Annotated in this window: 10 protein-coding genes and 1 riboswitch; of the genes, 4 read left to right on the top strand and 6 right to left on the bottom strand. The window is 65.2% G+C overall.

Features of this window, described 5'->3' with window-relative positions; translation table 11 throughout:
• Positions 1–78 precede the first annotated feature (78 nt).
• The 3 genes from ACVDHE_RS00290 to metK all read right to left on the bottom strand — a co-directional run bounded on the left by ACVDHE_RS00290 (position 79) and on the right by metK (position 3,979).
• Positions 79–1,599 (bottom strand): O-antigen ligase family protein, encoded by a 1,521-nt coding sequence (locus ACVDHE_RS00290; protein WP_458885202.1) that lies wholly within the window; start codon positions 1,597–1,599, stop codon positions 79–81.
• Between the two features lie 22 nt (positions 1,600–1,621).
• Positions 1,622–2,638, bottom strand: coding sequence for a glycosyltransferase family 2 protein (locus ACVDHE_RS00295; protein ID WP_458885203.1), 1,017 nt, complete (start codon positions 2,636–2,638; stop codon positions 1,622–1,624).
• A gap of 153 nt (positions 2,639–2,791) precedes the next feature.
• Complete coding sequence (metK, locus tag ACVDHE_RS00300) at positions 2,792–3,979, bottom strand: methionine adenosyltransferase (RefSeq protein WP_325224920.1); 1,188 nt, start codon at positions 3,977–3,979, stop codon at positions 2,792–2,794.
• Between the two features lie 88 nt (positions 3,980–4,067).
• Positions 4,068–4,164, bottom strand: a riboswitch (SAM riboswitch).
• 176 nt (positions 4,165–4,340) lie between these two features.
• Here metK and ACVDHE_RS00305 point away from each other — a divergent pair.
• The 4 genes from ACVDHE_RS00305 to ACVDHE_RS00320 all read left to right on the top strand — a co-directional run bounded on the left by ACVDHE_RS00305 (position 4,341) and on the right by ACVDHE_RS00320 (position 12,542).
• Complete coding sequence (locus ACVDHE_RS00305; protein ID WP_213038912.1) at positions 4,341–5,207, top strand: hypothetical protein; 867 nt, start codon at positions 4,341–4,343, stop codon at positions 5,205–5,207.
• A 126-nt stretch (positions 5,208–5,333) separates the two neighbouring features.
• On the top strand, positions 5,334–10,169 hold the full coding sequence (locus ACVDHE_RS00310; RefSeq protein WP_458885204.1) for a nicotinate-nicotinamide nucleotide adenylyltransferase: 4,836 nt from the start codon (positions 5,334–5,336) through the stop codon (positions 10,167–10,169).
• A gap of 79 nt (positions 10,170–10,248) precedes the next feature.
• Positions 10,249–11,478 (top strand): lactate dehydrogenase, encoded by a 1,230-nt coding sequence (locus ACVDHE_RS00315; protein WP_458885205.1) that lies wholly within the window; start codon positions 10,249–10,251, stop codon positions 11,476–11,478.
• A 17-nt stretch (positions 11,479–11,495) separates the two neighbouring features.
• Entirely contained in the window at positions 11,496–12,542 is a 1,047-nt protein-coding gene (locus ACVDHE_RS00320; protein ID WP_458885206.1) for a flavodoxin family protein, read from the top strand.
• 277 nt (positions 12,543–12,819) lie between these two features.
• Here the strand turns inward: ACVDHE_RS00320 and ACVDHE_RS00325 are convergent, their stop codons facing one another.
• The 3 genes from ACVDHE_RS00325 to ACVDHE_RS00335 are packed head-to-tail and all read right to left on the bottom strand — an operon-like array spanning position 12,820 to position 14,813.
• The gene (locus ACVDHE_RS00325) at positions 12,820–13,506 is read right to left on the bottom strand and encodes a hypothetical protein (RefSeq protein WP_458885207.1); all 687 of its coding nucleotides are present in this window, start codon (positions 13,504–13,506) and stop codon (positions 12,820–12,822) included.
• On the bottom strand, positions 13,503–14,228 hold the full coding sequence (locus ACVDHE_RS00330; RefSeq protein ID WP_458885208.1) for a permease prefix domain 1-containing protein: 726 nt from the start codon (positions 14,226–14,228) through the stop codon (positions 13,503–13,505). Before ACVDHE_RS00330 ends, ACVDHE_RS00325 begins: the two co-directional genes overlap by 4 nt.
• A 12-nt stretch (positions 14,229–14,240) precedes the next feature.
• On the bottom strand, positions 14,241–14,813 hold the full coding sequence (locus tag ACVDHE_RS00335) for a hypothetical protein (protein WP_458885209.1): 573 nt from the start codon (positions 14,811–14,813) through the stop codon (positions 14,241–14,243).
• Positions 14,814–14,834: the final 21 nt, after the last annotated feature.

Raw genomic sequence — 14,834 nt, forward strand, 5'->3', positions numbered from 1 at the left:
TCGGACGCTTCAGCGGCTACTTCCCTTCCTCAGGCTTCGCCGGGGCCCTGGACGGGCCCCGGCGGAAAGAAACGCCGTTTATCCGACCACACTCTTCCGGCAGACCTTGACGCCGGCGGCGGCCATGGCAAACACGAACCAGAAGATGCACATGACCCGGGGATAATTCCACAGATAGTCCGCCAGGCCGCAGACCATAGCGCCGCACAGCGCCGCGCAGGCGGCGCAGGTGATGGTCCGGGCGGCGGAGGAGGGGCAGTGGCGGACCGTATGGGCCGCCCGCTTGATGTTCCAGAGCATACCGCCCACAAAGCCGATCACGCCCAGGATCCCCGCCTCGATCCACACCTGGAGGTAGAAGTTATGGGCGTGGACGAACGGTGCCTCTGCGTGGTAGAGATTGAAGTCCCGGATATAGGACTGGACCGCCGCAGTGCCAAGCCCCGCGCCGGAGATGGGAGACTTCTTGATGACCTCCAGAGCCGCCTCGTACAGGGGGATGCGGCTGGCAGTGGAGCTGTCCGTCGGGTTGGCGATGGTCAGGATCCGGTTCCAGATGGTATCCGGCAGCAGGGGCACCGCCAGAACGCAGGCAACGGCAAAGGCCGGGATTAGGCGTGGTTTCCACAGAAACACCATCACCACCATGGCGCAGGCACCGCCCACCCAGCTGGCCCTGGAGTAAGTCATGCCCAAGGCCACAACGCCTACCAGAAATACGCCGCCAGCCAACAGTTTGGAATAGACATGCCGGGAGCAGAGGATCAGGGCCAGCACCAGGGGCAGCAGCAGGATCAGCACCTCGGCGAAAGTGTTGGGATTGTCGAAATAGGACTCCACCCGGCCGGGCATCCCCTCGTTGAGAGCCAGGTCCACATAGGACTCGTTGACCTCCACTCCCTGGATCCGTTGATAGACCGCGTACAGGGACGACACCAGCACGCAGACCCCGCCGCCGGCCGCCAGACGTTTCAGGTCCTCGCTGCTGCGGACGGCGCTGACCGTTACCAGCACGCACAGGGCGGCGGAGAAGTGGTAAAACAAAAACCGCAGGGACTGCCCCGGCGTATAGGAGAAGGCCACCGCCAGGAACACCGCACCGAACAGCAGCACCGGGTAAAAGCCCACCAGTCCCACATCCAGCCGGAACCGTTGGCGGGGCATGGCACCGGCATAGAACAGCACCAGCAGCAGGGCAAAGCCCATGAGGCTGTATGCGTTGTTCCAGCGAGAAAACGGGATCACCCACAGCAGCATGATGAGCCAGGACTGAGCAATGGCCGTCTCGTGGCCCATCTCAAAGGCCAGCCGGGCGAAAACGCTGTCCCGGAACGTGCGGTGCAGAGCCAGATACAGCCGGTGCAGCAGCCAGGCCGGGAAATTGACCAGAGCCCGCAGCAGCCGACACAGGAGGCTGTCCGGCCAGGAGCGGGCCACGGCCCCCTCCCGGCACAGCACCGCCAGCACCCGGCTGCCGTCGATCTGACGGTTGCACCAGGCGCCCACGGCCGCCAGGCAGCGGTGGACCGTGCTGTCCATGTACACGGTGTACAGGGTCATGCACAGGGCATACAGTTGACTTTCGCGCAGATACTCCATGAAAAACTCCTTCGTGATGTGCTCAGATGCGGTTTTTCAGCCGATACAGCTGGGTCAGCAGGAAGAAGTGCCGTCCCCGGACCATCCGGACCACCATCTGCTTGTTGGGCGTCAGCCCCACGGGCTCCAGCGTCCCGATGGCCTTCGCCATGTCCGGCCGCTCACACAGCTCCCGGACCGCCCGCTGCCGCTGCCGGATGGATTTCCGGCTGCCCTTGGCGTACTCATTGCCAATGGCGATCAGCAGCCCCGCCCAGTTGGAATTCTCCCTCCACTGAGGGCGGAGATCCTCCAGGCAGTACTTCTCCACCAGGCCCTCCTTCCGCTCCATGAAGCGGTCAAAGACCTGCTGGAAATCCTTCATATACTTATGGGTGGCGGAGGCGGGGTTGAGGAGATACCGGTACAGAGGCTGGTCCGTCACCGCCAGGGAGCGGGCGCAGCAGAAATACTCCATCAAAAACAGCTCGTCCTCCAGGTAGGCCCCCTCAAAGCGGATATGGGCAGACCGGATCACCTTGGCGGAGAAGAGATAGCGCCAGATGAAGCCGTTGAACACCGGCGCCGCCAGCCGTTCGCCCAGCAGCGGCGCCACGATCTTCTCCCGGATCTGCGCCTTGTCGTAGACGCCGGCCGGCAGCACCTGCTCCGGCCAGCTGGTCCCGTCGGGCCGCAGGTTCAGATGGGCGCAGGCCGCCGTATCGGTCCCAGCCTGCTCCCGCAGGCACCAAAGGGTCTCCAGCGTCCGGGACTCGAAGCCGTCGTCGGAATCCAGAAAGGCGATGTACTCCCCCTTCGCCGCCTCCAGCCCGGAGTTCCGGGCGGCGCTGACGCCGGCGTTTTTCCGCTTGTGGATCACCCGGACCCGGTCGTCCCGAGCCGCGAAGCCGTCGCACAGGGCCGGGGAATTGTCCCGGCAGCCGTCGTCCACCAGCAGCAGTTCCCAGTCGGAAAAGGTCTGGGACAGGACGCTCTCCACAGAGGCTTTCAGGAATTTTTCCGCCTGATAGACGGGCATGATGACGGAAATGCTGGGCATAGCACCGCTCCTTCCATCTGTTTCGTAACAGGTGTATTGTACCCTATTCCCCCCGGAAGGTCAACGGCTTTCCGCCGCCGGGGGGACCTCCGGCGAAAAAAGCCCGCCGTCCCGTGAGGACGGCGGGCCTTTGCGCAGTGAAGCAGCGGGGCTTTACTCCGCCACGGCGGCCTTCAGGGCCTCGGTCCGGTCGGTGCGCTCCCAGGTCACGCCCAGGTCCTCCCGGCCCATGTGGCCGTAAGCGGCCAGCTTGCGGTAGATGGGCTTGCGCAGGTCCAGATCCCGGATGATGGCCGTGGGCCGCAGGTCGAACACCTTGCGCACAGCGGCCTCCAGCTTGTCGTCGCCCACGGTGCCGGTGCCGAAGGTATCCACCAGGACGCTGACCGGCTGGGCCACGCCGATGGCATAGGCCAGCTGCACCTGGCAGCGCCGGGCCAGGCCCGCCGCCACGATGTTCTTGGCCACGTACCGGGCGGCGTAGGCCGCGGAGCGGTCCACCTTGGTGGGGTCCTTGCCGGAGAAGCAGCCGCCGCCGTGGGGGGCGCTGCCGCCGTAGGTGTCCACGATGATCTTGCGGCCGGTGAGGCCGGAGTCCGCCGCGGGGCCGCCCTTGACGAAGCGGCCGGTCGGGTTTACATAATACTTGGTGTTCTCATCCAGCATGGAGGCGGGGATCACGGCCTTGGCCACCTTCTCGATCATGTCGGCGCGGATCTGCTCCAGGGTGGTGTCGGGGTCGTGCTGGGTGGAGATGACCACGGTGTCCACCCGGATGGGGCGGTCGTTCTCGTCGTACTCCACGGTGACCTGGCTCTTGCCGTCGGGCCGCATGTAGGGGATCTCCCCGCTCTTGCGGACCTGGGCCATCTTCAGGCAGATCTTCTGGGCCAGGGACAGGGGCAGGGGCATCAGCTCCGGCGTCTCATCGCAGGCGTAGCCGAACATCATGCCCTGGTCGCCGGCGCCGTGGCTCATCTCGGCGTCCTCCCCGGTCTTGTTCTCCAGGGACTCGTCCACGCCCATGGCAATGTCCGGGGACTGCTCGTCGATGGAGGTGATGACGGCGCAGGTGTCGCAGTCAAAGCCGTACTTGCCCCGGTCATAGCCGATCTCCCGGACCACCTCCCGGGCGATCTTGGGGATATCCACATAGCAGGTGGTAGTGATCTCGCCCATGACGTGGAGAAGGCCCGTGCAGGCGGTGGTCTCGCAGGCCACGCGCCCCATGGGATCCTGCTCCAGAATGGCGTCCAGCACCGCGTCGGAGACCTGGTCGCAGACCTTGTCGGGATGCCCCTCGGTCACGGATTCGGAAGTAAAGAGATAGTGTCTTGCCATGTTGTTTACTCCTTTCGTAGTGGTCCCTCTCAAGAGCACGAAAAAAGCGCGTTTCGACGACGAAACGCGCAAAAGGTCACTTTTTCGCTCCTCATCTGTCGGTATCCGCCGGATTTGGCACCTTGACCCGCAGTCAGGTTGCCGTGGCTTCATCGGGCCGTTCCCTCCGCCACTCTTGATAAGGGATATGAAATTGTGCTACTATCTTATCAGGTTTTGGCGGATTGTCAAGATGCTGCGGGCGGATTTCCCGGAAAATCCGCGGAAATTCCGCTGTTCAAAATTTATACATGACTTTTTCCGCCGTTCCGGGTATAATGTTCCACATACGTTTCATTTCCGCAAAATGGGGGTTTTTTCGTTGAGGAAGATCTGCAACGCCATCGACCGGTTCTGCCTGTATCATCCCCGGTTCGGGATTCCGCACCTGATGCGCTACGTGGTGTTCATCACCGCCGCCGTCTATTTTCTGGACATGTTCTCCCAGAGCTACGCCAGCTATATGCTGTATTTCAACGCGAACCTGATCCTCCAGGGGGAGCTGTGGCGGCTGGTGACGTGGCTGTTCATCCCCGACGGCACCTCCGTGCTGTGGGTGCTCATCAGCTTCTCCTTCTACTACTTCATCGGCGAGGCCATCGAGAGCTACTGGGGCCCCGCCAAGTTCACCCTCTTCTACTTCACCGGCGCGCTGCTGATGGTGGCCCTGGCATTTTTGTCCCTTCTGTGGTCCCCCTTCCCCATCGTCTCCAGCGGCTACCTCAACCGGGTGCTGTTCCTGGCTTTCGCCACGCTGTACCCCACCGCCCTGGTGCGGGTATATCTGATCCTGCCCATCCAGGCCAAGTGGCTGGCGCTTTTGTATGTGGTGCTGACCGTCTACGATCTGGTCCGCGGTGGCCTCACGATGCTGGTGTACTTCCTGCTGCCCCTTCTGGGCGTATGGATTGCCTACGCCCTGTTCTTCTGGGACCGGATCGCGGACCTGCTGGCGGAGTTCGGCGTGGCCGTCCGGCATCAGAACTCCTCCCAGACCATCCACTTCAAATCCGCCGTCCGCCAGCAGAAGAAAAAGGAGGCCGCCCAGGGCTACCGCCACAAGTGTGAGGTCTGCGGCCGCACCGATGCGGACTTCCCGGACCTCCAGTTCCGGTATTGCTCCAAGTGCGCCGGATACCACTGCTTCTGTGAGGACCACATTTTCAGCCACACCCACTTCACCCAATGAGTCCTTCCCCGCCGGAAAAATTTCCGGCGGGGGCTTTTTTTCGCCCTTTTCCCTTCCCTCCCGCTGTCGGGTGCGGTATACTGAAGTGGAAAAGATCGCCCTTCAGGGCGGAATGGAGGGGAGCCCATGGAACTGCGTCAGAGCGGCCCCGCGCTGTGGACAGAGCTGGCCGAGGCCTTTGAAGAGAAAGAGTTTTTACGCAAGCTTGGTATGAACCGCGCCGATGCGGAACGGGTCTTTGCCTCCGCAGACTGGCGCGGGATCGCCGCGCCCTTCACCCCCATCCGCAGCCGAATCTCCTGCGCCGGAGCGGTGGACGCCTTCCGCCCTCTGCTGATGTCCCTGGCGCCTGAGCCGCCGGAGGGCTGGCTTCGCTACGCCTATCAGGTGGCCCTGTCCCTGCTGTATCCGGCCGCGGACCACAGCCACACCTCCGCCCAGTGGGACGGGGCGCTGTGCTTTCTGCAGTTTTTGCAGGTGCTGCTGCGCGCCGAGGGGCGGGCCCTGCCCTTCGACCCCTGGCTGGACTTCGCCTTCTGCTCTGAGGAGGAGCTCAGCGACAGCGGCGTGGCGGAGGAGTACCGCCGCTTTCTGGCCCGGTTCCAGGGAGAGTACATCTACGAGCTGCTGCGGATGAGCACGGAGGTGACCCCCTTCAAGACCCTCAACCACATCGCCGGGGTCCACCACGTGGCCATGACCGTGTCCCGGGCCTTCAAGGCCGGCGGCGGATTGATCGACCTGGGGCTCATCTCCGGCGCCGCCCTGGGCCACGACATCGGCAAGTTCGGCTGCAAGCCCGGCGAGCGGGTGCCCTACCTCCACTACTACTACACGGATCAGTGGTTCACCCAGCGGGGACTGACGGCCCTGGGCCACATCGCCGCCAACCACTCGGTGTGGGACCTGGAGATCGAGAACCTGTCCTCAGAGTCCCTGGCCCTGGTGTATGCCGACTTCCGGGTCAAGCAGACCTATGACGGCGAGCGCCGGGAGACCGCCTGCCTCTACTCCCTGCAGGAGGCCTTTGACGTGATCCTCAGCAAGCTGGACAACGTGGACGCCGCCAAGCGCCGCCGCTACCAGTACGTCTACTCCAAGCTGCGGGACTTTGAGGAGTACATGGTCTCCTTCGGCGTGGACACCACCCTGGCCACTACCGGTCGGAAACCGCCGGAACGGCAGGACCCGGCCCTGATGACGCCGGACCAGGTGGTGGTGGCCCTGCGGCGCACCGCCGTGGATCACAACATCCGCCTGATGCACCGGCTGGGCCGGGAACAGCTCTTCGGCAACATCCTGGAGGCTGCCCGGGGCGAGAAGGAGCCCGCCCGGCTGCGGGCCTACGTGTCTATTTTCGAGGAGTATTTCACCTACTGGAGCGCCGGGCAGAAAGAGCAGACCCTGGACTTTCTCTACGAGCTGCTGATGGTGCCCGACGGCGATATTCGCCGCCAGGCCGCCGCCCTGATCGGCCGGATCCTGGCCACTTTCCGCTCCGGCTATAAGAAGGAGCCCCCCGCCGACGCCGCCCCGGATCCGGAGGAGGACCGCCCCTTCCTGCTGTGGCAGGAGTATCTGGACAAACTCATCCAGCCGGACCACCGGCTGACCCCCCGGCAGATCAGCATGATCCGCTACCAGGCCAAGACCGTGGTGGACGCCCTGCTGGTCAGCTGCTCCGACGCTGACGCCCCCCGCTTCGCCGCGGAGCTGTTCCGGCACTACCGCCATCCGTCGGCCACGGATCCCGACGCCGCCTTCGCCCTGCTGGACACGGTGCTGAACCTGCCCCTGGAGCGGACGGAGGAGGCGGACCGGAAGCTGCTGGTGGACTTTGCCGCATGGTGGCTGTCCCACGGGGGCCTGTCCCAGAAGGCGGCGGCGCTGCGGCTGTTCCAGCACCTGCTGATGGCCCTGACCCCCGGGTCCCGGATCCGGGCTGCTGCCGCGTCCGCCGTGGCCAAGGCCGACTGCCAGGGCAGCACGCCGCTGCTGTTTTTGCAGGTGCGGCTGGGGGATCTGATGGGCCTGGAGCTGTCCGAGCAGCGGTGCCAGCTCAACCACGGGGACACCATCAGCAACGTCTTTCTGGACAATCTCAAGACCGCCACGCCCTGGGTGCTCAAAGCCGTGGGCGTGGAGTACCTGCTGGACCAGGTGGAGCAGGGGAACCGGGCCAACGTGCTGCACATCGCCACCCATTACTCCAATCTCATGAAGGTCAGTGAGAACGTGGTGGTCCGCCGCATGGCCGGCGCGGCCCTGCTGGCCATCGCCCCGGCGCTGACGCCGGACCGGCGCAACGAGATCGCAGTGGAGCTCAGCAAGGCCCTGGAGACGGGCCAGGCCGAGATCTCCCAGTACATCCCCGTGTACCTGGGGCAGTTCGCCCTGTGGCTGACTCCCCGGGAGCTGGACGAGGTGCTGGACCAGATGCAGCAGCTGCTCTCCTCCGCCAGCGGCGGCGTGGTGGCGGCGTCACTGTCCACCGTGGGCGCCATGCTGGAGCATTACGCCGTCTACGCCAGCCGCTTCGGCGAATCGGAGACGGTGCTGGAAGCCCGGCGCAAGCGCATGGCGGGCATGCTGCTCAAGGGCCTGGCCTCTTACCGTCAGTCCGTCCGCCAGGAGGCCCTGCGGATCCTGGGCGAGGGGCTGTTCGCCTCCCAGGTGCTCTCCTACGAGGACAAGACCACCCTCTTCATCCTGATGGCCAAGAAGATCCTCTTTCTCATCAACGAGCAGCCGGAGCAGGAACTGACCTTCTTCTACACCGCCGCGGCCCTGAGCCACATCTACCGCTTCATCGTCACCCACCGCATCGAGTCCGGCCCCTTCCAATTCCATATTCCGGAAAAGGCCGCCTTCTTCCCCGGCACCTTCGACCCCTTCTCCCTGAGCCACAAGGGCATCGTCCAGGAGATCCGGAACCTGGGATTCGAGGTATATCTGGCCATTGACGAGTTCTCCTGGTCCAAAAAGGCCCAGCCCTCTCTGATCCGGCGGCAGATCGTCAGCATGTCCGTGGCGGACGAGTTCGACGTGTACCTTTTCCCCCACGATATCCCCGTGAACCTGGCCACTCCCGCCGACCTGGACCGTCTGCACCGGATCGGCGGCGGCCGGAAGCCGTACCTTGCGGTGGGGTCCGACGTGATCGCCAACGCCTCGTCCTACAAGGCGGCGCCTACCCCGGGCTCCGTCCACTCCCTGAATCACATTGTGTTCCGCCGCTCCAGCGACGCCGAGGGCCACGAGATCGACGCGGACCTGAGCCGGATCACCGGCGAGGTCATCGAGCTGCAGCTGCCCACCCACCTGGAGGACATCAGCTCCACACGCATCCGGGAGAACATCGACCTGGGCCGGGATATCTCCAATCTCATCGACCCGGCGGTTCAGGACTTCATCTACCGCAACGGCCTGTACCTGCGGGAGCCCCAGTACAAGCAGCTGCTGCGGGCGGGCTACCTGGACTTCCGGTTCTACCAGGAGCCGGAGGCGGCGCTGTGGCAGGAGCTATCGGAGGCAGTGGCCGCCGACCGGGGCCAGATGGTCCCGCCGGACCCCCGGGACAGCGTCTGCGTCCTGCGGGACACCGGCCCCCGGCCCCGGGTGCTGGGCTTTCTCACCGTCCGAACCGTCAACTCTGCCGGTCTGTATGAAGCCCTGGGCGACACTCAGCTGGCCGACTACGTCCGCCGCCACACGGCGGGACTGGTGGGCCTGCTGACAGGGCTGTACACCGTCCGGTCCGCCGGCGGCAACTACGATGGGGGCCAGCTGCTGCTGACGGAGGTGCTCTCCCGGGCCATGAGCCGGGACTGCGGCTATGCCGTCTGGCACGCCCCGGCCTCTGCCGCCGTGCTGGATCTTCTGGAGCGGCAGGGCTTCCGCCAGGCGGAGGTCCGCGGCCGCCTTCCGCTGCTGCTGGTGGATATGCGCTCCCCGGCGGTATTGGTGCAGAACATCCCCACCACGCTGAAAGAGCCCTTCTCTTCGGACCGGAAGGTGTTGGAGGCAGTGCAGTCTGCTCACGCCCGGTTCCAGAGGGCCATCACCGACCTGTACCCGGGGATCCTGGTGCTGTCCCTCAACGCGGAGGTCATCTACCACCGGCTGGTGCGGAAGATCGTGGAGCTCAACGGCGTCCCCGCGGAGCCCACGGTGCCCCGGGTGCTGGGCCCCAAGATGTGCGTGCCCTTCGGCAAGATCCTCCGGGGCAACGCCATCCCCAACACCGTCACCAAGACCATCCACACAGACAAGGTCTTTGCTCCGGATCTGCGGTCGTTCAACATCGAGGCCTTCCCGGGCTACGCTCCCCTGCCCAGCCAGATCCGTACCATCCGTTCCTTCCGGCGGCCGGTGATCCTGGTGGACGACCTGCTCCACTCCGGCAACCGCATCAACGCCCTGGACCCCCTGTTCCGGCAGGAGGGGCTGGAGATCGACCGGGTGCTGGTGGGATTGCTCTCCAGCCGGGGCAAGGACCTGATGGCCGCCAAGGGCCGGGCGGTGGACAGCGTGTATTTCGTGCCCAACATGCGGGCCTGGTTCGTGGAGTCCACCATGTATCCCTTCATCGGCGGCGACACCGTGGGCGGCGCCACGGCCTCCGTACCGGGGCTGACCCCGTCGGTGAATCTGATCCTGCCCTACGCCTTTCCCCGGTTCTACAAGGAGTGCGGCCGGGAGGCGGTGTTCCAATTCTCCCGGACCTGCGTGGAAAACAGCCGGGACATCCTGCTGACCCTGGAAACGGCGTACCGGGAGCGCTACGCCCGGAACCTGACCCTCTCCCGGCTCAGCGAGGCGGTGATCCTGCCGCTGGCCCCGGACAAGGGGGCCTGCCTGCGCTACGACCCCAATCTCCCCGCCTCGGCCTGCCTGGAAAACGACCTGGGGATGCTGCTGCGGATGCGGGACCTGCTGGAAGGGGAGGTGCCCCGTGGATGAGCGGGCCGCCCAGGTCCCGCCGTCGGTTCGCCGTCTCTGCGGGCGGGCAAACTGAACCAAAAAAGGAGACTGTTCCTCCATGTATTACTACGATCACCGGGGGCGGCTGGCCGCCTCTCCCCTGCCGGACCTGCCCCTGCCCAGAGCGGAGGCAGGCGTCCCGGCGCTGTTTCTCACGGCGGAGGACCCCGCCCGGGGCCGCACCGTCTGGCGCCCTACGGCCCCCCACCACCTGACCGCCCCGGCCTCCGCCGCCTGGTTGGACCGGACCGCCGGGGCGGGTATTGCGCTGCCGGGGCACGTCCGCGCCGCCCTGGATGCGGGTACTCTCACCGCCGTCAACGTCCGCCACCCCCGGTGGGAGGCGGCCCTGGACCGGCTGGCACCGAAGCCCGGGAAAAAGCGGGTCCACCTGCTGGCTGTGGGCGACGTGGGCGGCACGCTGCTGACGGCGCTGAAGCTGCTGGGCGGCGACTGCATCTCCGCCGTGGGCATCTGCGACCTCAATGAAAATGCCGTGGCGCGGTGGACCGCCGAGATGGGCCAGATCGCCTGGCCCTGGGACTATGGCGCGCTTCCGGAGGTGGAACCGGTGACGGCGGACCGCCTTTTTGACTGCGACGTGTTCCTCTTCGCCGCCACCAAGGCCATCCCTCCCGTGGGCAGCGCCGTCGCCGACGTGCGCATGGCCCAGTTCGCCGCCAACCGGCCCCTGGTGGAGTCCTTCGCCCGGCAGGCCCGGGCGGCACGGTTCCGGGGCCTCTTCATCGTATTGTCCGACCCGGTGGACCCCCTGTGCAAGGCGGCGTATCTGGCCTCCAACACCGGTCCCGACGGCCGGTGGGACGGCGGCGGCCTCTTTGCCGAGCAGGTCCAGGGCTTCGGTCTGGGGGTCATGAACGCCCGGGCGGCGTACTTTGCCAGGCAGGCCCCCCGCTTTGCGGATTTTCTCTCGGAGGGCCGCAGTTTCGGCCCCCACGGCCACGGGCTGGTGATCGCCAACTCCGTGGAACACTATAATGACGAAATGTCCCGTGCCCTGACGGAGCAGGTGGAGACCGCCAACCTCCGCATCCGGGACCTGGGCTTCAAGCCGTATGTTGCCCCGGCGGTTTCCTCCGGCGCCATGCAGCTGCTGCTGACCCTGCGGGGCCAGTGGCGCTGCGCCTCCCTGTGTCTGGGCGACGTGTGGTTCGGCGCCCGCAGCCGCCTGACGGCCCAGGGCACAGAGACGGAGTGCCTCCCCCTGCCACTGGCCCTGCGGGCGCGGCTGGAGGAGACGGAGGCGCTGCTCAAAACCATCATCTGAGAGAGGAGGCGCCGTCCATGGCGCGGGAACTGACGCTGATCTGCCCCGGACCGGAGAGTCCGCGGCTCTCCGCGCTGCTGTCGGCAGTGCGGAAGGCGCATCCCTTCCAGCGGGTCTCCTGGATGACGGACGACCTGCGGGACCGCCGCCTGCTGATCGCGGCGGCCATCCCCCCCAGCGGCGTCAACCTGGAGCTGTACCAGCTGCTGGCCTTTCTGCGGACCCACCCGGGGTGTCTGGCAGGCAGCGCGTCGGGCGTGGTGATCGACGGCACCGGGGACCTGTACACCAAGGCGGCGGGCCGGGATCTGGTGCTCTCCGCCTCCCGGGCCGGATGCGTCTTTCCCGGGCGGCCCCTGGTGGAGGCCACCGGCACTCTGCGCAACTTCACCGTCCAGGCCCGAAACGCCGGGTGCGGTCTGGAGGAGGCATATCAGCTGGCGGTGGCCGACCTGATGGACCGGGTGAGCACCTTCTCTCCGCCCCTGCGGCGGCGGCCGCAGCTGCTGGTCCTCCACGCCTCCAGCCGCGCCACCTCCAACACCCTGGCTCTGTGGGGCGCCGTCCGGACCCACCTGGAGGACCGCTGTGACATCACGGAGGTAGGGCTTCGCAACGGCACCATGGAGGACTGCGCCGGATGCCCCTACACCACCTGCCTCCACTTCGGCGAGCAGGGGGACTGCTTCTACGGCGGCGTCATGGTCCAGGAGGTGTATCCCGCCGTCCGGGAGGCGGACGCGGTGGTGCTGCTGTGCCCCAACTACAACGACGCCCTCTCCGCCAACCTCTCCGCCTGCATCAACCGGCTGACGGCGTTGTACCGCACCACCTCCTTCGCTGACAAGGCAGTGTTCGCCATCGTGGTCTCCGGCTACTCCGGCGGGGACATCGTGGCCCGGCAGGTAGTCTCCGCCCTGAACATGAACAAGGGCTTCTGGCTGCCCGCCGATTTCTGCATGCTGGAGACCGCCAACGACAAGGGCGAGGCCATGGCCCTGCCAGGGATTGGAGCGCGGGCAAATCAGTTTGCCATAAATATATTACGTCAACTATCCGTGTAAAGAGAGCGGGCCCCACAGGGCCCGCTCTCTCTGTCTTTCAAAAAAAGGAAAAACCTTGCGCAACGGAAAGGAAGCGCGTTGCGAGAGGACCCGAGGCGGGGTTCCTCGAGATGAATTGCCGCAAAGCGGCAAGAGAGGGCCTCCTGGGCCATTCATTTTCCATCATAAGTTTTTTGAATTATTGAAGAGGCAAAAAACTTGCCCAGCGTGTCGAATAGCCTTTTCGGCACGCTGAGAGCGGGCCCCGCGGGGGCCCGCTCTCTTTGTTCCATCTGTTTCAGCCGAAATAGGAGTGCGTGCCCTCCTGGATCTCAAACTCCGTCACCACGTTCCCGGCGGCGTCATAGCCGATGGCCCAGGCATGGCGGCTGGAATCGTAGGGCCAATCTGTTATGATATGGGAGAGCAGGAAGTGGCGATGGCCCTTCCACTCCAGAAAGTTCTCCGGCTCTGCCGTCAGACGGGCCGCCTCTTCCCAGCGGGCGGTCTGTGTGGTCTCATCGTAAATCTCTCCCCGGACGCTGACCGTCACCGTCTCGATGGCGGGGTCGTCCACCCGGCCGTAATAGCAGCACACCGTTCCTGCCTGTTCATCCCGGTACATGGTCATCTCCCCGGCGTAGAGGGGCGCTCCCGTGGTGCAGTCCAGGGACCAGCCAAAGCCGCCCGTCCAGCCGTATATGGTCAGGTACGTATCGGCGATGGTGACGGCCTTTTCACTTGTGGTCAGGTACACCAGGTGGGTCCGGTGGATTTCCGGTGTCCACAGCCGGTCCAGCACGGCGCCGTGGGGCGCGCCCTGGCGCTCCTCCACCTGCCGGATGCCCTGGATGGGCAGGAGAAAGCCCATCTGCATGAAGTGATTCACCGCCAACAAGGCGAGCAGAAAAACGGCAAACCGCCGGGCAACCCACCGTTTCCGGAAATACACCTTCTCCCGCTTGGGGATTTCCTGTTTCTTCATGGCGTCACCTCCGGCAGGGGGATCTCTACGGCAACGGCCTCCCCGAAGCGGTCATAGCACAGGGTGATGAACGTATCGGACGGCTCCACCGGCACATAACGCAGCTGATAGTCGGCGCCGTTGCTGCCATGGCCGCTGCCACCCGGCAGCCACTCCAACATCTCACCCCGCTGGTCCTCGATCCACACGCTGGGCAGCAATTGGTCAGATACCACGCCGCCGGGCAGGCGGTCGTAGGCGCAGAGAAACACCCCTGCCGCCGGTGCGCCCTCCCGGGTCAGCCGGGACACTCCGTAGACCCGCACCACATCGCTGCCAACGGGCACCCGGATATCCAGCTGTTTCTTGACAGCCGAGGAGACCTCCTCCGGCTCCAGAGGCGCTGTTCTGGCCCATACACTGTCCCAAAGATTCCCCAGGATACCCAGGCCCAGCAGGGCCTGGATGCACAGTACCGCAGTCAGCACCACCGCCGCCCGGCTCAGCAGTACAAAGGGCCATCCGGTGTACTGTTTGTTCAGTTCCCGGCCTACCTCCTTGGGGTCCCCCATGGCGGCCAGAGCCCGCTCCTCCGCCAGCGCCGGGTCGTAGCCCAGCTCGATAAGCCCTTCCATGTGGTCCTCGATGTGGCCGTCGATCTCCGCACGGATGGCCAGTTTCTCGTCCCCGGTCACACGGCGCAGGGCGGAGAGCACGGTATCTATGTAAGTTTTCCGGTCCATGGGTGTCTCCTCTTACCAGGGCCAGTGCGCCTCCTGATCTGCAAAGGAATCGTATTCCGCCGCCACGGCTCCGCTGCCGTCGTAGGCGGTCGCATGGAGATAGATCGGCCCGTACAAGGCATCCTCTGTCCGCATAGCTTCCTCCACATCTGTCATCAGCAGCGCATAGCGGTATCCATCCTGCACGGTCCACGCATCCTTTGTGGTCGTCAGCCGGGTCAGCTCCAATCTGGCCCGCTCCCCGCTCTCCTCCTGCCACTCGCCCGGAGCCCAGATGGACACGCTCACTGTTTCAATGGCAGGATCACCCATCCGCAGAAATCCCTTGGCCAGATATCCTGTTCCCTCCAATGTCACGCTGCCGCTCAGTACCGGATCATGGCAGTCACAGGCGTAGTCAAACTGCTGCCTCCACCCGGACAGCAGATGAAACGACGCGCCGGAGAGCAGTACCGTATGGTCCTTCCGGGACATGCTGACCAAAATTCTCCCTCCGTCGCTCCCGGTGTACCATTCCCGGCAGACAAGATCCGTCGGCCCAGTGTTGCTGGCCTCCTCCGCCAGACAGCGGGCCTGAAAGGGCAAATAGGTGTAAAGCCGGAAAAC

The sequence above is a fragment of the Dysosmobacter sp. Phy genome, from assembly GCF_054476235.1.